The 24,772-nt window shown below is 71.0% G+C and carries 26 protein-coding genes and 1 pseudogene; 9 read left to right on the top strand and 18 right to left on the bottom strand.

Annotation, left to right across the window (positions count from 1 at the left end; genetic code table 11):
• Positions 1 to 24 precede the first annotated feature (24 nt).
• On the top strand, positions 25 to 1,380 hold the full coding sequence (locus tag FDM97_RS13145) for an MFS transporter (protein WP_137990593.1): 1,356 nt from the start codon (positions 25 to 27) through the stop codon (positions 1,378 to 1,380).
• 255 nt (positions 1,381 to 1,635) lie between these two features.
• A complete protein-coding gene (locus tag FDM97_RS13140) occupies positions 1,636 to 2,010 on the top strand; it encodes an RNA polymerase-binding protein RbpA (RefSeq protein ID WP_026278069.1) in 375 nt (124 codons plus the stop codon).
• 91 nt (positions 2,011 to 2,101) lie between these two features.
• Here FDM97_RS13140 and fxsA read toward each other — a convergent pair whose 3' ends face one another.
• The 4 genes from fxsA to FDM97_RS13120 all read right to left on the bottom strand — a co-directional run bounded on the left by fxsA (position 2,102) and on the right by FDM97_RS13120 (position 6,161).
• Positions 2,102 to 2,695, bottom strand: coding sequence for an FxsA family membrane protein (gene fxsA / locus FDM97_RS13135; RefSeq protein ID WP_137990592.1), 594 nt, complete (start codon positions 2,693 to 2,695; stop codon positions 2,102 to 2,104).
• Positions 2,696 to 2,780: 85 nt separating this feature from the next.
• Positions 2,781 to 3,560, bottom strand: a complete 780-nt coding sequence (locus tag FDM97_RS13130) for a polyprenol monophosphomannose synthase (RefSeq protein ID WP_137990591.1) — start codon at positions 3,558 to 3,560, stop codon at positions 2,781 to 2,783.
• Between the two features lie 521 nt (positions 3,561 to 4,081).
• The gene (locus FDM97_RS13125; RefSeq protein ID WP_137990590.1) at positions 4,082 to 5,710 is read right to left on the bottom strand and encodes an amidohydrolase; all 1,629 of its coding nucleotides are present in this window, start codon (positions 5,708 to 5,710) and stop codon (positions 4,082 to 4,084) included.
• A gap of 10 nt (positions 5,711 to 5,720) precedes the next feature.
• Positions 5,721 to 6,161 carry an Lrp/AsnC family transcriptional regulator gene (locus FDM97_RS13120; RefSeq protein WP_137990589.1) on the bottom strand — a complete coding sequence of 147 codons (441 nt, stop codon included), beginning with the start codon at positions 6,159 to 6,161 and terminating at the stop codon, positions 5,721 to 5,723.
• 226 nt (positions 6,162 to 6,387) lie between these two features.
• On the opposite strand from FDM97_RS13120, the gene FDM97_RS13115 reads away from it, so the two are divergent.
• Positions 6,388 to 6,756, top strand: coding sequence for a hypothetical protein (locus FDM97_RS13115; protein ID WP_137990588.1), 369 nt, complete (start codon positions 6,388 to 6,390; stop codon positions 6,754 to 6,756).
• A gap of 37 nt (positions 6,757 to 6,793) precedes the next feature.
• Here the strand turns inward: FDM97_RS13115 and FDM97_RS13110 are convergent, their stop codons facing one another.
• From FDM97_RS13110 to FDM97_RS13090, 5 genes are all read right to left on the bottom strand, one after another.
• Complete coding sequence (locus tag FDM97_RS13110) at positions 6,794 to 7,894, bottom strand: phosphotransferase family protein (protein WP_137990587.1); 1,101 nt, start codon at positions 7,892 to 7,894, stop codon at positions 6,794 to 6,796.
• Positions 7,895 to 7,906: 12 nt separating this feature from the next.
• Entirely contained in the window at positions 7,907 to 9,043 is a 1,137-nt protein-coding gene (locus FDM97_RS13105) for an Rv3169 family protein (protein WP_137990586.1), read from the bottom strand.
• Positions 9,044 to 9,456: 413 nt separating this feature from the next.
• Positions 9,457 to 9,591, bottom strand: a complete 135-nt coding sequence (locus tag FDM97_RS36825) for a hypothetical protein (RefSeq protein ID WP_284440286.1) — start codon at positions 9,589 to 9,591, stop codon at positions 9,457 to 9,459.
• A gap of 5 nt (positions 9,592 to 9,596) precedes the next feature.
• A complete protein-coding gene (locus FDM97_RS13095; protein WP_137990585.1) occupies positions 9,597 to 10,769 on the bottom strand; it encodes an acyl-CoA dehydrogenase family protein in 1,173 nt (390 codons plus the stop codon).
• 174 nt (positions 10,770 to 10,943) lie between these two features.
• Positions 10,944 to 11,573 carry a TetR/AcrR family transcriptional regulator gene (locus FDM97_RS13090; protein WP_137990584.1) on the bottom strand — a complete coding sequence of 210 codons (630 nt, stop codon included), beginning with the start codon at positions 11,571 to 11,573 and terminating at the stop codon, positions 10,944 to 10,946.
• Between the two features lie 144 nt (positions 11,574 to 11,717).
• On the opposite strand from FDM97_RS13090, the gene FDM97_RS13085 reads away from it, so the two are divergent.
• Genes FDM97_RS13085 through FDM97_RS13075 form a run of 3 tightly spaced genes read left to right on the top strand, consistent with a single transcriptional unit; the run spans position 11,718 to position 14,052 of the window.
• Positions 11,718 to 12,266 (top strand): DUF6230 family protein, encoded by a 549-nt coding sequence (locus FDM97_RS13085; protein ID WP_254705915.1) that lies wholly within the window; start codon positions 11,718 to 11,720, stop codon positions 12,264 to 12,266.
• Positions 12,257 to 13,153 carry a DUF6114 domain-containing protein gene (locus FDM97_RS13080; RefSeq protein ID WP_137990582.1) on the top strand — a complete coding sequence of 299 codons (897 nt, stop codon included), beginning with the start codon at positions 12,257 to 12,259 and terminating at the stop codon, positions 13,151 to 13,153. The genes FDM97_RS13085 and FDM97_RS13080 overlap by 10 nt, the downstream gene beginning before the upstream one ends.
• Positions 13,150 to 14,052, top strand: coding sequence for a hypothetical protein (locus FDM97_RS13075; protein ID WP_137990581.1), 903 nt, complete (start codon positions 13,150 to 13,152; stop codon positions 14,050 to 14,052). Before FDM97_RS13080 ends, FDM97_RS13075 begins: the two co-directional genes overlap by 4 nt.
• On the opposite strand, the gene FDM97_RS13070 is transcribed toward FDM97_RS13075, so the two are convergent.
• From FDM97_RS13070 to FDM97_RS13035, 7 genes and pseudogenes are all read right to left on the bottom strand, one after another.
• Entirely contained in the window at positions 14,030 to 14,194 is a 165-nt protein-coding gene (locus FDM97_RS13070; RefSeq protein WP_137990580.1) for an SCO1431 family membrane protein, read from the bottom strand. The genes FDM97_RS13075 and FDM97_RS13070 overlap by 23 nt on opposite strands.
• A gap of 75 nt (positions 14,195 to 14,269) precedes the next feature.
• Positions 14,270 to 14,410 (bottom strand): annotated as a pseudogene (locus FDM97_RS36375) (peptidase C39 family protein); the annotation flags it as partial.
• Positions 14,411 to 15,001: 591 nt separating this feature from the next.
• Entirely contained in the window at positions 15,002 to 15,310 is a 309-nt protein-coding gene (locus FDM97_RS13055) for a hypothetical protein (RefSeq protein ID WP_137990579.1), read from the bottom strand.
• A 369-nt stretch (positions 15,311 to 15,679) separates the two neighbouring features.
• A complete protein-coding gene (locus FDM97_RS13050) occupies positions 15,680 to 16,360 on the bottom strand; it encodes a hypothetical protein (protein WP_137990578.1) in 681 nt (226 codons plus the stop codon).
• A 15-nt stretch (positions 16,361 to 16,375) separates the two neighbouring features.
• On the bottom strand, positions 16,376 to 18,388 hold the full coding sequence (locus FDM97_RS13045; RefSeq protein WP_137990577.1) for an RNase A-like domain-containing protein: 2,013 nt from the start codon (positions 18,386 to 18,388) through the stop codon (positions 16,376 to 16,378).
• A 128-nt stretch (positions 18,389 to 18,516) separates the two neighbouring features.
• Positions 18,517 to 18,768, bottom strand: coding sequence for a hypothetical protein (locus tag FDM97_RS13040; protein WP_137990576.1), 252 nt, complete (start codon positions 18,766 to 18,768; stop codon positions 18,517 to 18,519).
• 124 nt (positions 18,769 to 18,892) lie between these two features.
• Positions 18,893 to 20,260 carry a peptidase C39 family protein gene (locus tag FDM97_RS13035; protein WP_137990575.1) on the bottom strand — a complete coding sequence of 456 codons (1,368 nt, stop codon included), beginning with the start codon at positions 20,258 to 20,260 and terminating at the stop codon, positions 18,893 to 18,895.
• A gap of 220 nt (positions 20,261 to 20,480) precedes the next feature.
• Here FDM97_RS13035 and FDM97_RS13030 point away from each other — a divergent pair, with 220 nt between their 5' ends.
• The 3 genes from FDM97_RS13030 to FDM97_RS13020 all read left to right on the top strand — a co-directional run bounded on the left by FDM97_RS13030 (position 20,481) and on the right by FDM97_RS13020 (position 23,755).
• Complete coding sequence (locus FDM97_RS13030) at positions 20,481 to 21,107, top strand: uridine kinase family protein (RefSeq protein WP_137990574.1); 627 nt, start codon at positions 20,481 to 20,483, stop codon at positions 21,105 to 21,107.
• A gap of 365 nt (positions 21,108 to 21,472) precedes the next feature.
• The gene (locus FDM97_RS13025) at positions 21,473 to 23,368 is read left to right on the top strand and encodes an AAA family ATPase (protein WP_137990573.1); all 1,896 of its coding nucleotides are present in this window, start codon (positions 21,473 to 21,475) and stop codon (positions 23,366 to 23,368) included.
• Between the two features lie 90 nt (positions 23,369 to 23,458).
• The gene (locus FDM97_RS13020) at positions 23,459 to 23,755 is read left to right on the top strand and encodes a hypothetical protein (RefSeq protein ID WP_137990572.1); all 297 of its coding nucleotides are present in this window, start codon (positions 23,459 to 23,461) and stop codon (positions 23,753 to 23,755) included.
• Between the two features lie 41 nt (positions 23,756 to 23,796).
• Here the strand turns inward: FDM97_RS13020 and FDM97_RS13015 are convergent, their stop codons facing one another.
• On the bottom strand, positions 23,797 to 24,150 hold the full coding sequence (locus tag FDM97_RS13015) for a hypothetical protein (protein WP_254705572.1): 354 nt from the start codon (positions 24,148 to 24,150) through the stop codon (positions 23,797 to 23,799).
• On the bottom strand, positions 24,147 to 24,749 hold the full coding sequence (locus FDM97_RS13010) for an RNA polymerase sigma factor (RefSeq protein WP_175439106.1): 603 nt from the start codon (positions 24,747 to 24,749) through the stop codon (positions 24,147 to 24,149). The genes FDM97_RS13015 and FDM97_RS13010 overlap by 4 nt, the downstream gene beginning before the upstream one ends.
• Positions 24,750 to 24,772 lie beyond the last annotated feature (23 nt).

Genomic DNA, 24,772 nt, shown 5'->3' with positions numbered 1-24,772 from the left:
GGGACGAACGAGGGGGCCGCGGCCGTGACCGCTGACACCACCGAGCCGGCGGAGCACACCGCCGATCCCGCCGACCGCAGACGCGAGCAGCGCGGCTGGTACTTCTACGACTTCGCCTGCTCGGTGTACTCGACGAGCGTCCTCACCGTGTTCCTCGGGCCCTATCTGACCTCGGTCGCCAAGGCGGCGGCGGACGCGGAGGGGTTCGTCCATCCCCTGGGCATCCCGGTGCGGGCGGGCTCGCTCTTCGCGTACGCCGTCTCGGCCTCGATCGTGGTGGCGGTCCTGGTGATGCCACTGGTGGGCGCGGCCGCGGACCGTACGGGACGCAAGAAGCCGCTGCTCGCCGTCTGCGCGTACATCGGCGCGGCGGCCACGGCGGGGATGTTCTTCCTGAGCGGCGACCGCTATCTCCTCGGCGCGTTCCTGCTCATCGTGGCGAACGCCTCACTGGCGGTCTCGATGGTGCTCTACAACGCCTATCTGCCGCAGATCGCCGAGCCGGACGAGCGGGACGCGGTCTCCTCGCGCGGCTGGGCCTTCGGTTACACGTCAGGCGCCCTGGTCCTGGTCCTGAACCTGATCCTGTACTCGGGGCACGACTCCTTCGGGCTGTCCGAGGGCGCGGCGGTGCGGATCTGTCTGGCCTCGGCCGGACTGTGGTGGGGCGCCTTCACCCTCGTACCGCTGCGCCGGCTGCGGGACCGCCGGGTGGCCCCGCACGGCGAAGGCGCCGTCGGCGGTGGCTGGCGGCAGCTGATGGCGACGCTGCGGGACATGCGCCGCCATCCGCTGACGCTGTCGTTCCTGCTCGCGTACCTGATCTACAACGACGGCGTGCAGACGGTGATCTCCCAGGCGTCGATCTACGGCTCGGAGGAGCTGGGGCTCGACCAGACGACGCTGATCACGGCGGTGCTGCTGGTCCAGGTGCTCGCGGTCGCGGGCGCGCTCGGCATGGGGCGGCTGGCACGTTCCTACGGCGCCAAGCGCACGATCCTGGGGTCGCTGGCGATCTGGACGCTGATCCTGGCGGCCGGGTACTTCCTGCCGGCCGGCGCGCCGGTGGCCTTCTTCTGCCTGGCGGGGGCGATCGGTCTCGTCCTGGGCGGAAGCCAGGCGCTGTCGCGCTCGCTCTTCTCACACCTGGTGCCGCGCGGCAAGGAGGCGGAGTACTTCTCGGCCTACGAGATGAGCGACCGCGGTCTGAGCTGGCTGGGGCCACTGGTGTTCGGTCTCGCGTATCAGCTGACCGGCAGCTATCGAGATGCCATCATCTCTCTGGTGATCTTCTTCGCGGTCGGTTTCACGCTGCTCGCGCGGGTCCCGATACGGCGCGCCGTGGTCGCCGCGGGCAACCCGGTTCCGGAGCGGATTTAGACGCGGAAGTGAAAGGCCGGTAGTGTACGCCTTTGGCCTGCCAGGCGGACCGTTACTGCGCGCTGCTTCAGTAAAGACGCTGGGTGACATCTGCTGCCAGATGTGACAAACCGGGCACTGGTGGGTAGAACAAGGGGCGGCACGACGGGCGACGCATGACCCGGAACGGGAATCTTTACCGCCGACCGGACGTTGACCGGATGACGACGACAGCGACACCTGTCCTGTGGGCGACAAGCCCGGGAGGCACGATTCATGAGTGAGCGAGCTCTTCGCGGCACGCGCCTCGTGGTGACCAGCTACGAGACCGACCGCGGCATCGATCTGGCCCCGCGCCAGGCCGTGGAGTACGCATGCGAGAAGGGCCATCGTTTTGAGATGCCCTTCTCGGTGGAAGCGGAAATTCCGCCGGAGTGGGAGTGCAAGGTCTGCGGAAGCCAGGCACTCCTGGTGGACGGGGACGGCCCCGAAGAGAAGAAGGGCAAGCCTGCGCGTACGCACTGGGACATGCTCATGGAGCGGCGTACCCGCGAAGAGCTTGAGGAGGTCCTGGCCGAGAGGCTGGCGGTCCTTCGGTCCGGCGCCATGAACATCGCCGTACATCCGCGAGACAGCCGCAAGTCCGCCTGACACCCGGACCGAACGGCCGGCACGGCCCGAACAACGCCGCGGGGCCCGGTACACGTTCTGTGTACCGGGCCCCGCGGCGTTGCCATTGCTCTTACGGTGTCAGGGGCGGGCGCTGCTCCTGGGAGCGCGGCGGCCCCTGGGGCGCGTCCTCGCGGATGACCTCACCCTGCACGACCTTGCCGTCGGGCCGGCGCATACGAGCTTGCTGGAAGGCGTCCTGGAGGCTGCCGGGAGGGGCGGCCGTCATCCGGCGCTCCGCGACCTTCTCCGCGTACCGCCCGAGGAACGAGCGGACGGGCCGGAGAAGCAGCAGCAGACCGGCCACGTCGGAGATCAGGCCGGGGAGCATCAGCAGCAGACCGCCGAGCATCAGGAAGCCGTTGCGGTCCTCCGCGCCGTTGCGTTCCGCGGCCGGCGGCGCGACGCCGGACTGCGCGGCCGCCTGCGCCTGCTGGAAGGTCTCGCCGAGGTTCTTGAAGGCACGGCGTCCGGCTCGCTTGATCACCACGGCGCCGAGCACGGCGCCGCCGACCAGCAGACCGAAGACCGTCAGCCCGCCGGCCGCGCCCGCCACCACCGTGAGCAGCCAGATCTCGAGGACCAGCCAGGCGGCGAGGGCCAGCGGGAGGAACGTACGCGCGCGGGAGCGCTTCGGGGCGTGAGGAGGCGGTGTGCCGGTCGTCATGCCCCCAGTGTGCCTGGCGCCCCGCAGGAACGTCGTAAAGGAGCGATCGGCCCGGCGAGGGGAGATCAGCCCTGCGTACGGGAGATCAGCGCGCGGACTTGCGGCCGAGCAGCTTGCCGACCTTGTTCGCACGGGCCGTCAGACCCCAGCCGGTGACCCGCCACAGGGCCTCGACCAGGATGTCCCGGCTCATCTTGGAGTCGCCGATCTCGCGCTCCACGAACGTGATCGGGACCTCGACGACATGGAAGCCGGCCGCGACCGCGCGCCGGGCGAGGTCGACCTGGAAGCAGTAGCCGGCCGAGGCCACGTCGTCCAGGCCGAGGCCCTCCAGGGTCTCCTTGCGGAAGGCCCGGTAGCCGCCGGTGACATCGCGGATCGGGACGTCGAGCATGACGCGCGAGTACAGGCTGCCGCCCCGGGAGATGAACTCGCGGGACTTGGGCCAGTTCACGATCCGGCCGCCGGGCACCCAGCGGGAGCCGAGCACCAGGTCGGCGCCCTTGAGCGCGGTCAGCAGCCGGGGCAGTTCCTCGGGCTGGTGGGAGCCGTCGGCGTCCATCTCGACGAGGACGCCGTAGCCGTGCTCGATGCCCCAGCGGAAGCCCGCGAGGTAGGCGGCGCCGAGGCCTTCCTTGCCCTTGCGGTGCAGGACGTGGACGTGGTCGTCCTCGACGGCGAGCTCGTCGGCGAACTTGCCCGTGCCGTCGGGGCTGTTGTCGTCGGCGACGAGGATGTGCGCCTCCGGTACGGCCGCCCGTACGCGCGAGACGATCGGCTTGATGTTCTCCGCCTCGTTGTAGGTCGGAATGATCACCAAGGCTCTGCCGAGCGGGCCGTAACGCCTCTGGCCACCGTCGTTCACTACTGCCCCTTCGGATACATACGCGAACCCCCACCATAGCGAGCCCCGCGCGCGGCTCGGCCGCGGCGGGGCTGGTTGCGTGCGGGGACATCGCGGACCGACGCCGTGACCGGCGTGCGGATCGGGGCCCGGCGCCCTTCGGGCCGACCTGGAACCCGCTGGCTGCGGGTCGACCGAGAGCCGTTGTCTACTGAACGTCCGGGCCCCACCCGGGTCGCACCCTCCGCCGGAAAAAACCTTCCCTCGCCCCCGAGGCGCGGGCGCTGAACCTGGTTCCCGGTACTGGTGAGCCGGTGCGGCACACCAATTCCTTGACCCAGCGGCGTTCGACGACTGCGTGGAGGTTTGAAACCGGTCGGACGTCCTGTGGTGGACGCGCCGAACCTACCGGCCGGTGGCCGCTCGCTGTCAACACTTGTTCGACCTGCGGAGATGATCGATACGGCCAGGTCAGCGGGGAAGATCCGCAGGTCGCGGACGAACCCGTTGATCATCGATCGGCGGTACGAAATGTCCCGACGTCACTCGTTCGGCCGGACGAAAACCGTTTGTCCGAAGACCACCGTGCGCAGGCAGACCGGCAGTTCACCGCCAGGGGTCAGATCGGGCAGACCGGGCGTACCGGACCGCGGATCGGTCGACCAGCGGGCCACCCGGTCGTCGGGCGCCTGGACCACGAGCTCGTCGGCGCGCCAGATCGCGTAGTCGGCGGGGGCGCCGGGCACGAGCGTGCCGGCGTCGTCGCGGCCTACGGCCCGCCAGCCGCCCCGGGTGTGGGCGGTGAAGGCGGCACGGGCGGAGATCCGGTGCTCGGGGGTGCGGTGGAAGGCGGCGGCGCGGACGGTGCCCCACGGGTCGAGCGGGGTGACCGGGCTGTCCGAGCCGAAGGCCAGTGGCACACCGGCGCGGAGCAGGGCGGCGTACGGGTTGAGGGTGCGGGCCCGCTCGGCCCCGAGGCGCTCGGCGTACATGCCGTCCTCGCCGCCCCAGGCCGCGTCGAAGGCGGGCTGGACGGAGGCGGTGAGGCCGAGTTCGGCGAAGGCGGCGATGGTCTCGGGCGTGAGCATCTCGGCGTGCTCGACGCGGTGGCGCGCGGCGCGGATCCGGGCGAGGCCGAGCTTCTCGGAGGCGGCCCGTACGCCCTCCACCACGGCGCTGATCGCGGCGTCGCCGATGGCGTGGAAGCCGGCCTGGAGGCCGGCCTCGGTCGCGGCGACGACATGGGCCGCGACCGCGGCGGCGTCGAGGTGGGCGATGCCGGTGTGGGGGGCGGCGGTGTCGGCGTACGAGTCGTGGAGGCAGGCGGTGTGCGAGCCGAGGGAGCCGTCGGCGAAGAGGTCGCCGGCCGCGCCGACGGCGCCGAGCGCGCGGGCCCGCTCGACGTCGAGGTCGGCCCAGTAGCCGACGACACGCGGGCCGGGCTCGGAGCGGGCGAGGTCGAGGAGCCCGGTGAAGTCGCCCTCGGAGGAGATCTCGGGTCCGCCGCACTCGTGCAGCGTGCCGATGCCGAGCGAGGCGGCGTGCCGGCGGGTGGCGCGCTGGGCCTCGGTGCGCTGCTCGGGCGAGAGGGCCGCGTAGGCGGCGCGGCGGACGGCGTGGTGGGCGTCGCCGGTCAGGGGTTCGCCGTCGCGGAAGCCGGTGAGCTCACGGATGCCCGGCACGAGGTCGAGCAGGGCGGTGGTGACGACGGCCGAGTGGACGTCGATCCGGGTGAGGTACAGGGGGCGGCCGCCGGTGAGCTCGTCCAGCTCGTCGCGGCGCGGCGCCCGGCGCTCGGGCCAGCGCGAGGCGTCCCAGCCGTGACCGATCAGGATCCGGTCGGCGGGGCGGGCGGCCGCGTGGGCGCGGATCTTCTCCGCCGCCTCGGCGAGCGAGGCGGCGGCGGACAGGTCGAGGCCGGTCAGCGCGAGACCGGTGGCGGTGGTGTGCACATGCGCGTCGACGAACGCGGGGGTGACCAGGGCACCTTCGAGGTCGACCACCTCGTCCACGCCGGAGGCGAAGGCGTCGGCCGCGCCCTCCGAACCCACCCAGGCGACATGCCCGCGCTCCACCACCATGGCGGTGGCGAAGGGGTCGGCGGGGCTGTGGACGTCACCACCGCGCAGCAGCACGGTGCGGTGTTCGGTGTCTGGGAGGGTCTCCGTCATGACGACCAGGCTAGACGCGGGGCGGCCGGGCTTCGTACGGGGTCGACAGGACGACCGTGGTGCGGCTGGAGACGCCCGCCTGGGAGCGGATACGGGAGAGCAGGTGCTCCAGCTCCAGAGGGGTCGCGACGCGCACCTTGAGGATGTAGTTTTCATCGCCCGCGACGCTGTGGCAGGCCTCGATCTCCGGGATGTCCGCGAGGCGGTCCGGGGTGTCGTCGGGGGCGCTGGGGTCGAAGGGTTTGACCGAGATGAAGGCGGTCAGCGGCAGACCGACGGCCTCCGGGTCGACGACGGCGGCGTAGCCGCGGATGACCCCGCGCTGCTCCAGGCGGCGGACGCGCTGATGCACGGCCGAGGTGGACAGGCCGGTGGCCTTGCCCAGGTCGGTGTAGCTCATGCGCCCGTCTCTGACGAGCAACTCGACGATCTGACGATCCAGCTCCTCCATGACGTCAACCTATTGCCCCGGAGGGTGATCGGCACAGTCGGGGTCATGCCATCAATGGCACCTTTGGGCATCCTCGGGGCACCTGCGAGGGGCATGTGACGAACGCCACAGGTTTGCGGCCATGTCGGGTCGAGACCTCACGGTTATGCGCGCGACCGTATGGGAATTGCTTGCTGTGGTCGAGGCCATACGTACTTGGTCGACCCACCCGAGGGGGAGATTCTCCATGCAGGAGCCTGTTGATTCGGTCGAGGCGGCCGACGAGCTCGACGCGTACGACACCTTTGAGATGTACCGGGTGATCTGCCCGGACTGCGTCCAGCCGATCGCGCTGCTCGCGGACGAGGACGTACTGCCGGAGCACGCGCTGTGCCCGACTCCGTGGAACCCGTTCGTCCTGACGGTCTGCCCCGGCACCGGCCGGGCCGCCTCGGACGCGCGCCCCGCCGACGAGACGCTGGAGGTCCAGGAGCAGGACACCGCACTGCTCCTGACGCTTCCTCGGAGTCTCGACTGGCGGACGCAGCCCTTCTCGCACGTCGGCGGTCCGGGCTCGCGTCCGATCAGGGTGCCGCAGATGCGGCGCGCGGCGTAGGGACGTCGGACGTAGGGACTCAGCTCCCTCACGGCGTCTACCAGTAGCTTCCCCGCACCATCGCCGCGAGTGTGGCGTGGTGCAGGATCAGGCTGTCCGCGTTCTCGGCGTTCACGGGCCCCCGCCCCTCTCCGAAGTGCGCCTGGCGGTACGCGACTCTGAGCATCACGATCGCGTGCCGCAGCGCCGCGTAGAGGGTGTGGAACTCCATGTCGCGCGGCGTGTGGCCGGTGAGCGCCGCGTAGCGCCGCTCGACCGCGTCGCGGCGCAGGAAGCCGGGCAGACCGGCCTGGCCGAAGCTCACCGTCAGATCCTGGAAGAAGCGGTGCAGGTAGACGGTCCAGCCGAGGTCCACCTCGCGCGGGGCGAGGGCGGCCATCTCCCAGTCGAGCACGGCCGCCGGCTCGAATCCCTCGTAGACGATGTTCCCGATGCGGGCGTCGCCCCAGTTGAGGACGGCGGGGCCCTCGTCCGCGGGCCAGTGCGCCTCCAGCCAGTCGAAGGCGGACTCGATGAGCGGCGAGCGGGCGAGACCGGCCACGACCCAGGCGTAGTAGGCGCGTTGGGCGTCGACATGGCGGCGCAGCGGGCTGCCCGTGCCCTCGGGCAGCAGGAACTCCGCCTCCTTGGCCGGGAACTGGTCGTGCAGCCGGGCGAGGACGGAGACGGACTCGGCCTCCAGGCGGGCGCGTTGGGCGTCGGTGGCGGAGTGAAGCCAGTTCCCCTCGTACGTATAGGGCATGACGTCCGGCGGGACGCGGCCCTCGGCGCGGGCCATCACGAAGAACGGGGCGCCGAGCGGCCCGGGGTCGGTCTCCAGCCACAGCACGCGCGGCACGGGGACGTCGGTGTGCTCCCCGACCAGGCTCATCACCCGGTGCTGCCGCTCCATGTCGTACACGGGGAAGATCGTGTACGCGGCGGGGTCGGCGGCCAGCCGCAGGGCGCAGCCGCGCACGGGGGCGTCGGGGTGGTCCAGGTCGAAGAGCAGAGTCTCGCTGGACATCCCGTTGGAGCCGGGCACGGCGAGCCCGGTGACCCGGGCGCCGGGAAGCCGGGAATCGAGCCAGTCGGTGAGGCGCCGGCCGAGCTCGTCGGGGTCGCGGGTGGTGGTGCGGGGTCGCGGTGCCGTGGCCACGGCTGCCCCTTTCTACTGGGCGACGGAGGAGTAGTCGACGAAGCCGCTCGGGTCGTGGCGGCCGAAGGAGCCGTGCTCGAAGATGCCGTAGCCGGTGCGGCCTTCGAGGGTGAAGCGGGCCGCGTGGTCGGTGACGCCGAAGGCGGCCATGGGGTGGGCGGCCGGGTCGGAGAGGTCGTAGACCCTGCGGTCGGTCCAGTCGCGGCCCTGCCAGGTGCCGTGCTGCCAGTCGGTCGCGGGCGGGTAGCCGGCGCCGACGGCGAGCGGGGAGGAGGCGAGGATCTCGACCTCGACGTCCTGGGGCTTTCCGGCCGGGTCGGTGAGGTGGACGACGGCCCGCTCCGGGTGGCGGGTGCCCGGTCGGTAGGTGATGTCGGTGCGGGGCCAGCCGAGTTGGGTGTCGCGCTGCCCGTTCCGTACGAGCACGGCCTCGTTGAGGGTGCGGTAGCCGTCGGCGTCCTCCTGGGCGACGACCATGACGAAGCGGTCGTCGAAGCGCATGGGGATCCAGAGCCAGTGGAAGCCCTCCGGCCGGAACTCCTCGGCGCGGCCGGGCTCTTCGCCGGGGATCGGCCGTACGCCCCAGCTGCGGTCACGGGTCCCGGTCCACTCCCCCGCGGTGACGGCGAACTCCTCGCCGCCGGCCCGGATGGTGCCGGTGCAGTGGCCGGCCTGGACGAAGCGGCGTCCTTCCAGGGTGAGCCGGTCGCCGCGGCGCTGGGTGTGGTGCGGTTCCCAGACGGTGGGGAAGTCGCCGGTCCAGGTGAGGTCGAAGGAGAGCCCTTCGGGGTCCGCCGGGTCGGGTTCGCACCGCAGGGTGAGCGTCTTCAGGGGTTCGTCGACGGTGACGCGCAGGGGGCCGACGGCGAGGTTCATGCGGTCGTCTCCGAGCGCGTCGGAGGCCCGGACGGCGTGCAGGCGGTCGCCGGTGCGGAGGGTGGCATAGGCGTCGATGACCCCGGTGTTGGGGTACACGCCGAGCCCGGCGATGAGCAGGGCGCGCCCCCGGTGGTCGAAGACATGGAAGATGCATCGGTCGTAGACGTTGCGGTCGCCGCTGACGTGGTGCTTCATCGAGAGCGGCGCCTGGTGCACGGGGTATTCGTCGAGCGCGACGGGACGGTCGTCGACGTGCCGGTACACAGACATGGGACCTCCTGGCCGCGAGCGGAATCTGACGGTAAGTCAGAAAGCTGGCCGAGGACCAGAGTCGTGCGGCACCCGATTGCGGGCGGGCGGCGAGCGGCGGGTGGCAGGGGGCGGGCCGGTGCGACCGGGCCGAGGGCGGGTCGAGGGCGGGTCGAGGGCGGGTAGCCGCCGAACTGCCGCTCGATTCCGTCCGGCGGTGACCCCGGCCGGGCGGACGCCGTTGGGACAGGCATGACCTCGCTGTACACCACCCCGATCGGCAGCGGGCGGCGACGCCTTGCCGAGCCGCGCCTTGAAGAATCGGTTCCGCACGCCTCACCGCACGCGTCGCCGCATGCCCCACCGCACCCCTCACCGCATGCCTCACCGCACCCCTCGCCCCACCCCCCGCCGCATCTCGCGGACCCGCCCATCTACCGGGCGCTGATCAGCCAGTGGGCCAGCCACGGCCGGACCCTGCCGGGCCGCACCGACCAGGAGTGGAACCGGCTGATCGCCGCGCCCGTGTGGGCCGACCGGACCGTACGGGCGAGCGGGGTGAGCGGCACCCTCGTCAGCGGGACTCTGGTCCGACAAGGTGGCGCGCGATGACCATGCGCTGGATCTGATTGGTGCCCTCGACGATCTGCAGCACCTTCGCCTCGCGCATGTACCGCTCGACCGGGAAGTCCGCGGTGTACCCGTAGCCGCCGAGCACCTGCACCGCGTCCGTGGTGATCTGCATGGCCGCGTCCGTGCAGAAGAGCTTCGCCATCGCCGCCTGCCGCCCGAAGGGCCGGCCCTCGTCGCGCAGCCGCGCCGCCTCCAGGTACAGCGCCCGGCCGGCCTCGATCCGGGTGGCCATGTCCGCGAGCAGGAAGCGAAGCCCCTGGAAGTCGGCGATCGGCCGGCCGAACTGCCGCCGCTCGCGTGCGTACGAGACCGCCATGTCCAGGGCCGCCTGCGCGACCCCCACGGCGCAGGCCGCGATCCCGAGCCGCCCGGAGTCCAGGGCGGACAGCGCGATCGTGAAGCCCTGCCCCTCCTCACCGACGCGGCGCGCGTCGGGAATCCGCACCCCGTCGAAGTGGAGCTGGGCGGTGGGTGAGCCCTTCATCCCCATCTTCCGCTCCGGGGCGGCCGCGCTCAGCCCGTCCGCGTCCCCGGGGACCAGGAACGCGGTGATCCCCTTCGGGCCCTCCCCGCCGGTGCGGGCCATGACGGTGTAGAAGTCGGCGATCCCGCCATGGGTGATCCACGCCTTGGTACCGGTGAGCACCCAGGCGTCGCCGTCCCGGACCGCCTTCGTGCGCAGCGAGGCCGCGTCGGACCCGGAGGCCGGCTCCGAGAGGCAGTACGCGCCGAGCAGGCCGCCGCCCAGCATCGCCGGCAGATGGGCGGCCCGCTGTTCCTTGGTGCCGAAGTTCGCGAGCGCGTGGCAGGACAGGGAGTGGACGCTGACGCCGAGGCCGACGGTGAGGCGGGCGGCGGCGAGCTCTTCGAGGACCTGGAGGTGGACGGCGTACGGCTGGTCGCCCCCGCCGTACTCGGAGTCGTACGGCAGTCCGAGCAGTCCGGAGGCGGAGAGCAGCGAGAAGAGCTCCCGGGGGAAGTGTCCCGCGTCCTCCTCCTCGGCGGCGCGGGGCGCGATCTCCCGCTCGGCGATCTCCCGGACCAGGGCGAACAGATCCCCGGCCTCCTCGGTGGGCAGCCGGCGTTCCACGGTCTGCGGGGCGCGGTCGGGCATGGCGGCGCACTCCTCCCTGTCGGGCGCTGCGGCGGTGCGCGGGGGTGACACGGCGCCGCCGTCGGTCACTGCTGCGCCGATGCTGCCCCCGGCGGTTCGCGCGAGGGGCCGCCCGGCATCCGTGGCGCAAGGAGTATGCCCATTCGGCGGCCCCCGTTCACACGCGGCGCGCCCTCAGCTCTCCTCCTCCGGGGCCGGGCACTCGGGGACGTACTCCCCGATCGCCGCCAGGGTGCCCCGCAGCAGCCTGACCAGCAGCGCGCACACCGTCTCCCGCTCCGGCTCCAGGTCGGCGAGCCAGGCGAGGGTGATGCCCTCGACGCTGCTCAGCCAGCCGAGAAGGGCGAGGCGGGCGAGGCGCGGGATCTCGCGGCGGCCGTAGGCGCCCTCGGCGATCGTGGCGATCAGCTCCTCGCGCACGGTGTCCCGGATCGCCTGGACCTCGGTGTCGAAGCCGACGCCGCCGGTCACGATCGTGCGGTAGGCCGCCTGGTGGTGCTGGGCGTAGCGGAGGTAGCCGTCGATCGTGCGCTCCACGCGTTCGCGGCGCGGGAGTTCGGTGTCGGACGCGGCCCGGGCGACGAGGTCGGAGACGGACTCCTCGACGATCGCGAGGTAGTAGCCGCGCTTGCTCTTGAAGTAGTAGTAGATCAGCCCCTTCGCCACGCCCGCGTGCTGCGCGATGTCGTCCATGGACAGCGCGTCATACGAGGTGTCGGCGAACAACTTCCGCCCGGTCGCGATGAGTTCGGAGCGCCGCACCTGGGATCGTTCGGTCGTTCCGCGCTGTTGACTATTATTCAAATTCAGCCCTAGTCTCCGACTTCCACGGACAGTGCCCGCAGTATGGCAGACCTATGGCAGACCTTCGGGAGGGTCCACGTGCGCGCATCCACACGGGCGTTACGGCCCGGCAGAACGTCCTGGAAGAAGACCGCGGTGATCGGTATGCCCGCCGTGGTCGCGATCGGCGTCATGGCCTCCGTGATGGCCGAGGGGGCGCTCGCCGCCTCCTTCGCCGTCTCCGGCACCAGCTTCCAGGTCTCGTCCGGGAAGCTGACCAGCCAGGGGCTCGCCTCCTACGTCCACACCGACCGCTCCGCCGACGGCCGGGGCCATCCGGTCGCCCTGCTGGGCATCGGCGACGCCCGGCTCAGCGACATCTGTCAGGCCGCCGAGGTGGACACCCCGGTCGGCAAGGTCGTCTTCAAGCTCACCGCGGGCGGCGAGGCCGGCGAGGTCACGGCGAGCAATCTGGTCATCGACGGCGAGGACCTCAGCGGGAACGCGCGCTTCGGCACCGCGGAGATCGGCCGTGACGCCTCGACGCTCGACCAGGTGCCGGGGGTGAAGGGCCCCCGGGGGAAGTTCGGACTCCAGGCCGGTGACATCGAGGTCGTCGGGGTGAAGTCGCACGCCTGGTCGGCCACCGGCGGCAACTTCCGGCTGAAGGGGATGAAGGTCGATGTGAGCATCGGCGGCCCGAAGTGCTTCTGAACCCGGCCGGGCACGACGACCGCGGTCCGCGGCGGCGGCTGCGGGCCTGGCGGCGCACCCGGCCCTTCTGGGCCGGGCTGCTGCTCCTCCTCGGCGGGACGGAGCTGCTGCTCGTCCCGCTCTCCCCGCTCACCGTGCTGGTCAGCCTGGGGATCGGCGGGATCGCGGCGATCGGGATCGGCCTGGCACTGATCGCCGCCGGTCTGTTCCTCTGGTTCCTGCCCCACACCCACCACTACGTCTCGGTGCACGCCCTGATCCTGTCCGTGCTCTCCTTCGCCGCGACCAACCTCGGCGGCTTCCTGGTCGGCATGGCGCTCGGGGTCCTGGGCAGCGCGATGGGCTTCGGCTGGACTCCCGTACGAGAGGAGGAACCGGCCAGGACGGGCGACGCGCCCCGGACCCTCGCCGCCGCCCTGCCGGTCGCGCTGCTCCTCGGCCTCGGCACGTGGCCCGCGGAGGCCCGGGCCGCGACGCCGGTCGAGGCCGCGCGCACGCCCCCGACCGTCACCACCACGCGTTTCGCCCCGCACGGCTTCACCCTCGCCGGGGTACGGACCCTGCCGACCGCCGGCGGACCGCTGAAGGTGATGGTCCTGACCATGCGCTCGGCCTCGCTCTCCGACTACCGGCTGCGGACCCGGGACGGGAGCGAGGAGCTGGCCCTCGCCGCCGACACCCTCGACCTGAGCGGGCACGTCACCCTCTATCTGACCAGGTTCAGCGGCTGCCTCCAGGGGCTCCTCTGCCTGACCTTCACCCCGGACGCGCTGCCGGTGCCGCCGGTCGTACCGCCCTTCGTCTACATGACCGACGTCAGCGCCGAGCAGGCCCTGGTCACGTCCGACGTCATCGAGACGCGCGGACTGCGGCTGGAGGCGTCGTGATCCAGATCCAGGCCGCGCTGTTCTGGGCGTACGCCATCGGCGCCACCTTCGCCCTGTCCGCCGGCCGGCAACTGCAGTGGTGGCAGCGTTCGGTGTACGAGGAGGGTGTGCGCACCCGCAGCCGCGCGGCCAACCCGTACCTCGCGCTCACCCTGCTGTACGCGGCCGTGCTCCTGGTCCCGACCGGGCTCTTCCTGCTCTGGCAGAACCCCTCGTGGGCGACCATGCACACCGTCCGCGGCCACGACGAGCTCTGGGCCGGGTTCGTCCTCCTCTACGCCGGAGGGATCGTCGTCGGGGCGCTGCTCGGCTTCCTGGCCGGGCAGTTCCTCGTCCTGCTCGGCGCCGGGTACGGGGCGTATCTGCAGGTGGTCGGCGGGTACTTCCTGCTGTTCGGGACGCTGATCCACGGCTGGGACGGCACCGGCTACCAGCGCCTGCTCACCACCGACGCCCGCGCCTTCGCCGACTGGCCGCGCGACAGCGTGGTCAATCACGTCCTCGACTTCCTCACCTCCGGCACCTTCCTCGCCCTGCTCGTCCTCGGCGCGGCGGTCATCGGCACGATGCTGCTGACGGAGATCGGCTGGCTGATGGAGGGGTGGCGGCTGCCGGGCGCGGACGAGGACCGGAAGGTGCCGCGCGTGCTCGCGATCGGCATCGCCGCGGCCGGCGTCCACGGCCTGCCCTTCGCCGGCGCGCTCGCCGCGAGCGTGCTCACCCGGCTGCTCGGCGCGGTGCCCGGCCTCGCGCTCTTCGCCGTCGGGGCCGGCCTCGTCCTGCTGCCGCGCCGGAGCCCGGTGCGGTGGCTGTACGGGACGGTGGGCGTGCCGACCCGCCACTGGCGGGCGGACGAACACCTTCAGCGGGGGGCGGTCACATCAGCCCGGCCTGGGTGACGAACATCGCGAGGACGACGACGAGGGTCCAGCCGAGGATGTGCTCGAGCACCTTGGGGCCGTCGTCCTCGGGGCCGCCGGTATGGCCGCCGGTGCGGGTGCGGGTGCGGGAGCGGGCGGCGGAGTGGGTGGTGGCGGTCATGGCCACCACAGTGCCAGCGGCCTACGGCCCCGGGGTAGAGACGTCGGTCACGCTCCCGGGGCCGCCACGCTCGCGTCAGCGGATGCCGACGGCCGCCAATGCCTTGCGCTGCGCGGGCGTCGGACGGTCGGGGAAGTAGGGGTAGCAGACCCCTCCTGTGCCGGAGACCACTCTCCCGCTCGCGTTGTACCGCTTGGTGCGGAGCCAGATGTTCTCCAAATGGGAGGGCGCGGCTTACCATGCGACGGCCTCCGGCGTAAACATGCAGGTGAGAGGCACGGACTGCGCGAGGCGAATCGGTCGCAGACGCACTCGTGCTGACCTGGTGCTGACTTCCGCTGGCGTCCGTTCCGGCGGCCACCGGCGAGCCCTGGCAGTACTACGCCCTGGGCCACGGCTTGTGCACCTACTTCTTCTTCGAACAGTGCCAGCACCGGATGGCCTGCGCCCGCTGCGACTTCTAAACCCCCAAGGGCTCCAGCAAGGCCCAACTCCTCGAAGCCAAGGAGAATCTCCAGCACCTGCTCGGCTCCATCCCGCTGACCGAGGACGAGCGTGCCGCGGTCGACGACGGTCAAACCGCCATCGACGCACTCCTCACCCGACTCGCCGACATCCCCACGCCCGCAGGGCCTACACCACAGGAGCTCGGTCTCCCCGCCGCCGTCACCCCTCATCGCTGAGCCCGTCTTAGGTCGTCGCCGCCGGGTCCCGGCCGAGGCCACCGCAGGCTTGGCGCGCGGCCCCGTCAGAGCGCCCACCGGGAGGGTTCCCGTCGCCGATGGCGGCGGGGCCCATCCGCTCCGGTCAGGAGCCCTTCTGGAAGTCATAGGTGTACGGCCCTGCCACGAACTTGTCCGTCGAGATCAGGTCCGCCGTAATGGTGCGACCTGGCGGTACTTCGCTGGCTGACCCCAGGAGGCTGGCGACATCCTTCCCGCCCTTGAACACCGTGATCGTGAACGTGTTGGTGCCGCCGTCGGGGTTGTCTCCCGTGTAGGTGATGCGACGACCAACCCCGCCTCGCCCGGGCTCCGTTCTGTTGCACTGGACACCCACGCCTGCCGGTGGGATGGACGTCACCGCGCGTCTTGGCCTGGCCTCGACGGACGTCACCCTCGCCACCTGACCGAGCCTTCACGGGGACTGAACCCCCATCGTCCACTCCACGCTGCTGGAGGTCATCGGTCTGCACGCCGCCCTGTCCGTGGCCATCGACGCGCTGCACCTCGCCAACCGCCTTGCCGGCGTCTGACTCAATGACGCACCTCGCCGAGGGGGCTGCCCCAACTGGGCAGCCCCCTCGGCGCGTGCTCAGGCGTGGGAACAGTAACGGATCAGGAGCTCCATGTTCCGGCAATGGGCACTGGCCGAGCCGGTACCCACCGCCTGCTGGTCGGCATGCCTCCCGGCCACCCGCCGAAAGCACGGGCGGGCGAACTCCGTTCGTTCACCCGCCCATTGACCGACTGGCGACGCTGCGGGTCAGTCCACGAGATAGCGGACCGCGTCGACGACGTGCGGACCGTACCCGAACGCCGCGCCGAGCCGCTCGAGGCGACCGTACGTCTCAGGCGACAGGCGCGAGCAGAACTGGTTGGCGGCCCTCAGCAGGAAACGGAACGCCAGTTCCGAGCACACCGTCTCGGCGCAGCGGACCAGTGCGTCCCGCGTCTGCTCCAGCGGTTCGCGGCTCCAGTCCTGCCTCTGGTCGAGCATCCCGACCAGCTCCACCACCTCGGTCGCCAGCCGCCGATGCTCGACCGCCGGCGTGTTCGCCCCGCCCACCCCGCATGCGGGGTACGACGTGCAGTCTGCCTCCGACGCGCCACTCGATCGCGCGAGGGGGACGAGCTCGTCCAGCAGCCGCTCCAGCCACGCACGCTCGGCGCCCCGGATCGCCGGGGACCCGCCGTGCGGTGGGTCCGTGGCCCGCCACAGCAGGTTGAGCTCTTCGCCGTCAAGGCCGGAGTTCCTCAGCCGCAGGATGTCCTCGATGAGGAGGGTGAGGCCCGTGGGGTCGCCCTCCGGGGCGCCGAGATACCTCCGGACATAGTCCAGTTCGTCCTCGGCGTCGAGGACCCAGTCCCCGTGGAAGGAGGCTCCGAGTGCGGTCACACCGAAGTCGAAGTCCATCCACTCGTGCTGAGCTTCGGGGTCGTGCACGGAACTGCTCCTCTCTTACAGCGGGTAGGCGGTCAGGACGTAGAAGCCGCCGGGCTTGTGCCCCTGCTTCACGGCCAGGGTCACGGAGAAGCGGTTGCTCGTCGTCTTCGTATGGTTGCCGAGGTGGTCGACGCTGTCACCGAGCGATCCGGTCCCATACGTCCCCGTCAGCGTGAGCTGCTGGGGCTTGCCTGGCTTGCCTGAGTCCCGTACCCATTTCTCGATGCGGGCCTTGTTCTCGTCGACGAGCTGGTTGACCGCCTTCTGGGCCAGGTCCGCGCTCGACCACCGCGAGCTGGGGGTAGGCCTGCCGACCTTCTTGGTCTTCTTGATCGCCAGGTTCTTCATCTGCTCCAGGTCCACGTCGACGTGCTCGTCGAGGGTGTGCGCGACGCCCGGGAACAGGCGCTGGGCACGCCCCAGGTCGGTGCAGTTGTGGACGAGGACGTTCTCGGTGCCGACCTGCACGTAGTAGCTGTCGATGCCGCTGACGTCGAGGTCGTACGTGTCCTGGTGTCCGGCGTACCTGTTGGTGGCGGTCACCGTGATCTCCTCGCCCTCCGGGGTCCGCAGACGGTGGCCCGCGCGCAGGGTGCCTGCGGGCACCCAGGACTGACGCTCGGGCAGCCAGTACCTGTGGCCTTCGGTGGACGTGACGGACGACTCCGCGCCGCCGTCCGCGGCGACCGTCAGCCGTACGAAGGTCTTGTCCGTCAGGGCAGAGGTGAACGGCACGGAGAGGACCGGGCGGGGCTGGGTCAGCTCCACGTCACCGCCGGCTTCGGTCGCCAGGACCTGGTCGCCCGCCCGGACGTCCTGGATCGGCCGGTGCGAACCGTCCGCCATCAGGACCCGCGTACCCGCCGGGAAGCTGTTGCACGCGAAGACGTCGTCCACCTTGCGGGCGCCACGGATGTCGTCGGGGATGAGCTTGCCGCCGGTCTTGAGCCAGCGCAGGACCGCGAGCGAGCCCAGGATCCGGTCCGTGGTGCTCAACTGCTCGCCTGTGCCGCTGTCCTTGCCGGTGAGGGCGTCCAGGATGCCCTTGCCGTCGCCGATGCCGGGCAGCAGGCCGAGCAGCAGCGACATCCGGCGCTCCTGGGCGGCGAGTTCATCGGGCGGGGTGCCGTTCGCACCGATTCTGTCGGCGATCTTCGAGAAATCGAAGTCGAAGTCCGGCAGTTCGTGGATACGGTCCGCCGCCTTGTTGAGGTCGGAGACCGCCTTCTTCGTCTGCTCCATGCCCTTGTTGGCCTGGCCGATGCCCTGGTTGAGCTGCTTCATGCCCTTGTTGGCCTGGGCCAGGCCCCTGTTGACCTGGTCGATGCTCCGGTTGACGTCGACCATCGTGTCGTTCATCTGGTCGAGGGCGGCGTTCATCTGGTCCATGCCGGCGATGGTCTGGTCGAGGGCCTTGTTGATGTCCTTGAAGAAGCCGTGGATGTCCAGGGTCGGCCCACCGTAGTCCGGGAGGTCGGTCCTGGGCGGGTGGAAGTACTCCCCCGCGGCGACGGTGAGCAGGATGAGGGCCAGGACGGAGTCGTTGTGATCGCCGAGGATCCGTGAGGCCTTCACCAGGTTGGTACGGAGCCTGTCTGTGTGCGGCTTGGCCGCCTTGAGGGCCTTGACCGTCTGCTCGAGGATCTGCCGCTTCTTCTCGGGATCCGTCTCCTTGTCCGGGTCCAGCAGGGCGAGCGGCTGGAGGCTGTCGAGCGCGCGGAGTTCCTTGTTCAACTCCGTGAAGGAGGCGCCCCCGTCCCTCATCGCCTCCCGCGAGATGTAGAGGTAGAGCCCCAGGCCCACACCGATCTTGGCGGACGTGAGCGCGAATTCCTTGTAGCACTTCGGCCGCTCAAGCAGCGGCTTCTCACCGCACTTGGAGTACTGCGAGAACCGTGCCGCGATCTCCAGCAGCGTGGGCTCCCGCTCGGCCTGCCCGGCGGCCGCCGCGGTCCCCGCGCCGCCGACGACGGTCAGGCACAGGACGGTGACGAGCGTGACAATCTTCTGTTTGACGTGCTGATACATGCGTTCCTTACGGCGCGGGCCCCCGGGCCCGCGCTCCCCCTGGCAGCGAACCCGCTGCCGTCAATGCCGTGCGCATGACGCAGCGCACGTGGTCGCGGCCGAGCGTAGACCGTTACCGCAGGTCATGATCATTCGGCCTTCGGGGAGAGAACGAGGGCCTCGCAGGGCGTTGGAAGCAGGCCGCGACGTTCTGCGTCTGGCATAAGGACGTCGATCCACCGACCCGAGCTTCTACTCGTGCCGGCGATCTCGATACGGTTGCAGACAATCATCCGGTCGCGCCGGGCTCCGCACTGCGGGCACATCACCGGGATGCCTCCGATGCGGATCTCCTCGGGGTGGATGGTGGCGCGGAGCCGGATGGTGCCGTCGCCGAGCATCGGCATCGTCTCCTCGTCCTCTTGTCGACCAGCCTTCAAAGGGGGCCGTGAGTGTCCAGCCGTTTCAAGTGCTGGTCAGCCCCGTAGGCCCGGCCTGTGGGTGCTGCCGTGGGGCCGCACATGTTCACAGCAGCCCGAGCGACCGCAGCGCGCGGTGCTGACGTGGTGCTGGCTTGACCGGCCAGAAGAGGTAGCAGACACCGCCCGTACCGCTTCTGACCTTGCCGTTCGCGTCGTACCTCTTCGTCCGCAGCCAGATGTTCTCCCACTCGCGCCGGTCGTACACCCTGCGCACGGCCTCGTTGCTGGGTGAGGCGGGGTCGTTGGCGATCACGTCGCCGTCCGCGGTGAAGCCGATGACGGTCATCAGATGGCCGGAGGTGCCGTAGCCCGCGCCCGTGAGCTCCTCCTTGCGGAAGGACTGCGAGGTGATGGCCGGGATGCCGGCCCGGATCAGGTTCTCGAGGTCCGTGAGCGAGCTGAGCCGGGTCACGACGGCGTTCATGTCCGGGTAGGTGGCGGCGTAGGCGGCGTTGAAGGGCCAGTTGCCGCAGCCCTCGTACTGGTAGTCGAAGGTGAAGCGGGCCGCGTGGCAGACCTGGGGGTCGGCGAAGGCCGGGTTCACCCAGGCCAGGTCCTCGGGGCTGGGCCGGCGTCCCCAGAACTCGACGATCATCTGCGAGGAGGTCGGGCTGCACCAGGCCTCGCCGCCGTTGTCGTACTCCGGGTACTGGCCGATGTGGGTGTTCTGCGAGTAGCGCGGTACGGCGAGCTCGCGGTCGAGGCCGGGCGTCGAGGCGGGGACGGTGAAGCGGTCGGGGATGTCGGACGCCATCGCGCCGAGCCGCCACACCGTGGGCGTCAGTTCGGTGCCGGGGGTCCGGTGCAGGGTGACGCGCAGCTGGTACGCGTCCAGGCGCAGTCCGCTCGCGGTGTCGTCGACGGAGAAGGTGTCGGTCCAGATCGAGCTCTTGCCGTCGCTCTGGTCGTCGACCGAGGTGCGCCGGATGTCACCGTCCCCCGCCGCCCAGCGGCCCATCACGAACCAGGGGGTGGCGGTGGCGTCGTTGTAGGTGCCGCGCAGCTCGATCTGGATCCAGGTGCCGGGCGGGGTGTCGGCGTTCCAGGAGGCGATGACCTCGGTGGCGGGAACGGTGGAGGTGTGGACCGGGGAGGTCCAGCTCGCCCACTCCCAGGTGGAGGTCGTGCCGGTGTGCGGGTCGGCGTAGTCGAGGCGGCCGGCGGGGGCGGCGATCACCAGTCCGGGGCGGTGGCCTGCGACGGCCCGGGTGCCGGTGGAGGTGCCGCAGCGCCAGTCGGTGTACGAGGTCCAGAAGCGGTTGTCGACGAGGCCGGGAGCGGCTTCGGCCGCCGGGGCGCCGGCATCGTCGGCGGCCAGGGCGGTCGCCGGTACGGCGGAGGCCGCCGCCGTTCCCGCGGCGGCGGCGAGGGCCGCGGCGAGGACGGTTCTGCGCGGGGTGGATCTGGTCATGGGCGGTGACCCCCAGTCGAGAACGGTTGAGACGAACGGACGGGGTGGCGGGTGCGCGTGCGGTGTGAGCGAGGCCCACTATCGCCGCTTCCCGAGGGCTTCTGCCAGCGATTCGACCCGCGTCGGCCGACCAATATTGGACTCGACCACTGGCAGCCGCACCCGGCTGACCTGCGGCGGGCCGCCCGCCGGCCGCGCACCCTCGCCTACCCTTGCCTCCATGACCGATCTCGACCGCGCCGCCGACGCGCTGCGCAGCCTGCCGCCCTCCTGTGGGCCGGTCCGGCTGATCGCGGTCGACGGTCATGCCGGCTCGGGCAAGTCGACCTTCGCCGCCCGCCTCGCCGCCCGGCTGGTCGCGCCCGTCCTGCACCTCGACGACCTCGCCACGCACGAGGAGCTGTTCGCGTGGACGGACCGGATGCGCGAGCAGGTGATCGAGCCCCTCGCGCGGGGCGAGGCCGCGCTGTATCACCCGTACGACTGGAATCTCCGGACCTTCGGCGCGGCCCGGGAGCTGCCCCCGGCGCCGGTCGTCCTGGTCGAGGGGGTCGGGGCGGGGCGGCGCGCGCTGCGCCCGTATCTCGCCGCGCTGCTGTGGATGGAGCGGGGGCCCGAGGAGTCCTGGCTCCGCGGCCGGCACCGGGACGGACCAGCGCAATCCGCGTTCTGGGACGGCTGGACAGTGGCGGAGACTCGCCATTTCGCCGCGGACCCTTCGCGGCCTTTCGCCGACACCCTGGTACGGGAGTGTCCAGAGGGATACGAGTGGCTGGCAGGGCCTTCTGCGGCCGCAGGCCCGAACCAGATCATCACAGAGAGTGATGGCGCTCGCGCACGGAAATGAGTAGCCGGAAGTCGACGTCCGCAAGTGCCTCAACTCCGCTTGACCCAAGGGGCGTACAGGTCTTACGTTCTCAATGCGCGGCTTTTCGGAGCCGTCGCAGACACGAAGCCCCCGGTTGTTCCCCCGTGATCGGGGGCTTCGTTCTGCCCTGATCATCCCTTTCTCCGGCCCGCTGCCGACCCCGATGCTTACCCAGGGTTATGGCCACCGGATCATGCGCTTCTCCTTAGTCGCGCCCCCTCTGCGCAGGTACGATGCCCCTCGGTGGGGTCATATCCCGTCCACGAGAAGGCGGTTGTGTACGGCTTCCGGCGGGCGCCCGCCCGCCGGGACAGCGAACGGGGGCACGTTTTGTGGGGGACCCGATGGACATCGGCACGCAGGGCGGACAGGCCCCGGCCGAGCTCGCCTGGCTGCGGGGAGTCGACGCCTACACGATGGGCGCCTATCCGCAGGCGGAGGAAGAGTTCCGAACGGCGGTACGCATCGATCCCGGCATGGCGGACGCCTGGCTCGGGCTGCACGCGCTGCGGGTGGACACCACCACCGCGCTGCTGCGGATGTACCGCAACCGCGACCGGTTCGGCGAACAGCGCGCCCGCCACCGCCGGACCCTGAACTCCTGGTACTGGCTGGGCTGGTGGGTGCAGCCCGTGCTCGAGAGCCCGCGCGACCTGCTCCTCGCGCACGCCTCGCACTGGCTCGACGGACGCCATGTGCCGGAGCTGGACCGCGCGTTGGCGGGCCTTCCGCCGGTCGACACCGACCCGCAGGTCCGCTTTCTGCACGCCTGCCGGTCCTATCTCGTCAAGGACTGGGACCAGTTGGTCCGGCACACCGAACCGCTGGTGGACGATCCCCTGCTCGGGATCGAGGCCGGGCTCTTCGGCGGGATGGCCCGGGTCCGGCTGGAGATGTTCGGACAGGCGGAGCCGCTGCTCTCGGCGGCCCTGATGCGGTGCCGCAGCGAGCAGCCGCAGCGCAAGGAACTGCGCTACTGGCTGGCCCGGGCGCACGAGGGCACCGGGCGGAGCGCCGCCGCCTTACCGCTGTACCGCGCGGTGCACCGGATCGACCCGGCCTTCATGGACACGGCCGCCCGGCTGGCGGCGATCACCGAGTACGACGGGTTCGAGGGGCCGGACGACGCGGCGGGACTGGCCACGGTCGCCCTGGGCGGAGTCGGACAGGACACGGCCGACGCGACGCAGGCCGATCCGGAGGGCCCCGGCGAGGGACTGCTGCTGGGCACGGAGCCCACTCCCCCGGCCGCCCCCACCGGGCCGCCCGAGCCCCCCGAGGCGGTACGCCAGAAGGCCGCCATCCCCCAGCAGCCCGCGCCGCCGCGCTTCCCCGCCAGCCCCACCGACCCCGTCCTGCTGGCCGAGGCGCTCGCCGAGCTGGAGCGCATGGTCGGGATGGAGCCGGTGAAGCGGCAGGTCAAGGCGTTGTCGGCGCAGCTGGAGATGGCCCGGCTAAGGGCCGGTGAGGGACTTCCCGTACAGCCGCCGAAACGTCACTTTGTCTTCTCCGGTCCCTCGGGCACCGGGAAGACCACCGTAGCCCGCATCCTCGGACGCGTCTTCTACGCGCTCGGTCTGCTCGGCGGCGACCATCTGGTGGAGGCCCAACGGGCCGATCTCGTGGGTGAGTTCCTGGGCCAGACGGCGGTCAAGGCGAACGAGCTGATCGATTCGGCGATCGGCGGGGTCCTCTTCGTGGACGAGGCGTACTCGCTCTCCAACACCGGCTACAGCAAGGGCGACGCGTACGGCGACGAGGCCCTGCAGGTGCTCCTCAAGCGCGCCGAGGACAACCGGGACCATCTGGTGGTGATCCTGGCCGGCTACCCGGAGGGCATGGACCGGCTGCTGGCCACCAACCCCGGGCTCTCCTCCCGATTCACGACCCGGGTCGACTTCCCCTCGTACCGCCCGCTCGAACTCACCGCGATCGGTGAGGTGCTCGCGGCGGCGAACGGGGACGGGTGGGACGAGGAGGCGCTGGACGAGCTGCGCTCGATCAGCGGCCATGTCGTCGACCAGGGCTGGATCGACGAGCTGGGCAACGGCCGCTTCCTGCGCACGCTGTACGAGAAGTCCTGCGCCTACCGGGACCTCCGGCTGGCCGGCTACCCGGGCACCCCCACCCGCGAGGACCTGGCGACCCTGCGGCTCGCCGATCTGATGCAGGCCTACGGAGAGGTCCTCTCGGGCCGCGGCCCGTCGGCCCGGGGACCCCAGGAGCCCGGAGGGCTGTGACGCGCCGGGCCAGGAGCTGGATCCGACCGTGCGGCGCGCTGCGGATGGGCGGTGGAGGTGGGGCTCAGTGGTGGTCGGTACCTTGGGCCCATGTCGATACCTGTTGGCCTCAGCCTCGACGTCTCCGGTTTGCAGCCGGGAGAGACGGCGCGTGTCGCCGAGGCGCTGACCGCGTTCCTCACCGAGCACGATCTTGACAGGGACGTGGCGGTGGGAGAGGAGACGTCGGCGGGGCAGGTCTCCGCGTGGAGCGAATACCCGATCATCGTGACCCGCTTCGGCAGTTGGGCCGACACGATCGAGCAGGGGGCTCACAACACTGTGCGTGCGGTTGCTCCCGCCGCACGCGTCGACCTCCGATGGAGTTTCGAGGACGAGGACGACTAGGACGTGTCCCAGGACGGCCGGCCCTCTTCGCCCGGCTTGGGTCACCTGGAGGCGGCCGGCTCGTCCGTGGCCTTCGCCGGCGGGTGCGCCTTGGTGAGGGTGCAGACGCCGTCCACACACTCGCGCTCCAGACGGCCGCGGGAGATGGTCTGCGCCAGGCCTACCATCCAGCAGGTGGGGCAGCCGCGGAAGGCGATCAGGGCCAGCGGGGCTGCCAGCAGGGTGACCGGGCCGGCGATGGGCACCAGGGCGATCGAGCCGATGATCAGCCCGAAGCCGATGGCGCCGCGTGCCAGGTGGCGCGGGACGGACTTGCCGGCGAAGTTCGTCCCGGGTGCGGCGGACTGTGCGGTGGCCCCGGCCTGCGCGGGCTTCACGGGCTTCACGGTATTCACGGTCGTGCGTCTCCTCCGGCTGGTCGGTCGATGGCTTGATCGGGTGTGTGGTCGGTCCCTGTCAGCGAGTGACGCAGTGCTGCGCGTGCTCTGTGCAGCCGCGATTTCATCGCGGCGTTGCTCAGACCGAGCGCATGGGCGACGGTCCTGCCGGGCAGGCCCTGTACGTCCCGCATGATCAGGACCTGCCGCTGGTCACGGGGAAGGGCACTGACCGCGGCCGCGATCCGCTCCGCCTCCAGCCTGTGCAGCACCGCGTCCTCGGCGGAGGGTTCCGCAGACGCCTCCTGTTCGGCCGATGTCTCGTCGCTGCGCGAGACGAGCAACAGCCGTACGTGCCGGAGACATTCGTTGCGCACAATCCGGAACATCCATGAGGCAAGCGCGCCAGTGGCCCGCAAGGTGCCGATCTTCCGGTAGAGGATGATCAGCGCCTCCTGCGCCGCGTCCTCCGCGTCCTGCGGGGAGGCGCACAGCGATAGGGCGAACTTGCGCACATGAGGCTGCGACTCCATGACGACGGTGGTGAGCGACGTGACGTCACCGTCCTGAGCGGCCTTGATCAGCCGCTCGTCCGGCCAGCGGAAGCGCTGGTTCATCCGCGACTCCTCCCCGAAAGGCT

Origin of the sequence: Streptomyces vilmorinianum, assembly GCF_005517195.1 — a bacterium.
Lineage (GTDB): Bacteria > Actinomycetota > Actinomycetes > Streptomycetales > Streptomycetaceae > Streptomyces > Streptomyces vilmorinianum.
The sequence above is the reverse complement of the archived record's forward strand: the minus strand, read 5'-3'. Positions and strand labels throughout refer to the sequence as shown.

Excerpts from the sequence above, each read along its gene's own strand:
- FDM97_RS13105 (WP_137990586.1), bottom strand. The coding sequence starts at position 9,043 with ATGTCTGTGTACCGGCACGTCGACGACCGTCCCGTCGCGCTCGACGAA.
- FDM97_RS13070 (WP_137990580.1), bottom strand. The coding sequence starts at position 14,194 with ATGACCGCCACCACCCACTCCGCCGCCCGCTCCCGCACCCGCACCCGC.
- FDM97_RS13085 (WP_254705915.1), top strand. The coding sequence starts at position 11,718 with ATGCCCGCCGTGGTCGCGATCGGCGTCATGGCCTCCGTGATGGCCGAG.
- FDM97_RS13115 (WP_137990588.1), top strand. The coding sequence starts at position 6,388 with ATGCAGGAGCCTGTTGATTCGGTCGAGGCGGCCGACGAGCTCGACGCG.
- FDM97_RS13125 (WP_137990590.1), bottom strand. The coding sequence starts at position 5,710 with ATGACGGAGACCCTCCCAGACACCGAACACCGCACCGTGCTGCTGCGC.
- fxsA (WP_137990592.1), bottom strand. The coding sequence starts at position 2,695 with ATGACGACCGGCACACCGCCTCCTCACGCCCCGAAGCGCTCCCGCGCG.
- FDM97_RS13040 (WP_137990576.1), bottom strand. The coding sequence starts at position 18,768 with ATGCTCGGCGACGGCACCATCCGGCTCCGCGCCACCATCCACCCCGAG.
- FDM97_RS13030 (WP_137990574.1), top strand. The coding sequence starts at position 20,481 with ATGACCGATCTCGACCGCGCCGCCGACGCGCTGCGCAGCCTGCCGCCC.
- FDM97_RS13120 (WP_137990589.1), bottom strand. The coding sequence starts at position 6,161 with ATGGAGGAGCTGGATCGTCAGATCGTCGAGTTGCTCGTCAGAGACGGG.
- FDM97_RS13045 (WP_137990577.1), bottom strand. The coding sequence starts at position 18,388 with ATGTATCAGCACGTCAAACAGAAGATTGTCACGCTCGTCACCGTCCTG.
- FDM97_RS13020 (WP_137990572.1), top strand. The coding sequence starts at position 23,459 with ATGTCGATACCTGTTGGCCTCAGCCTCGACGTCTCCGGTTTGCAGCCG.
- FDM97_RS13140 (WP_026278069.1), top strand. The coding sequence starts at position 1,636 with ATGAGTGAGCGAGCTCTTCGCGGCACGCGCCTCGTGGTGACCAGCTAC.
- FDM97_RS13025 (WP_137990573.1), top strand. The coding sequence starts at position 21,473 with ATGGACATCGGCACGCAGGGCGGACAGGCCCCGGCCGAGCTCGCCTGG.
- FDM97_RS13035 (WP_137990575.1), bottom strand. The coding sequence starts at position 20,260 with ATGACCAGATCCACCCCGCGCAGAACCGTCCTCGCCGCGGCCCTCGCC.
- FDM97_RS13095 (WP_137990585.1), bottom strand. The coding sequence starts at position 10,769 with ATGCCCGACCGCGCCCCGCAGACCGTGGAACGCCGGCTGCCCACCGAG.
- FDM97_RS13010 (WP_175439106.1), bottom strand. The coding sequence starts at position 24,749 with ATGAACCAGCGCTTCCGCTGGCCGGACGAGCGGCTGATCAAGGCCGCT.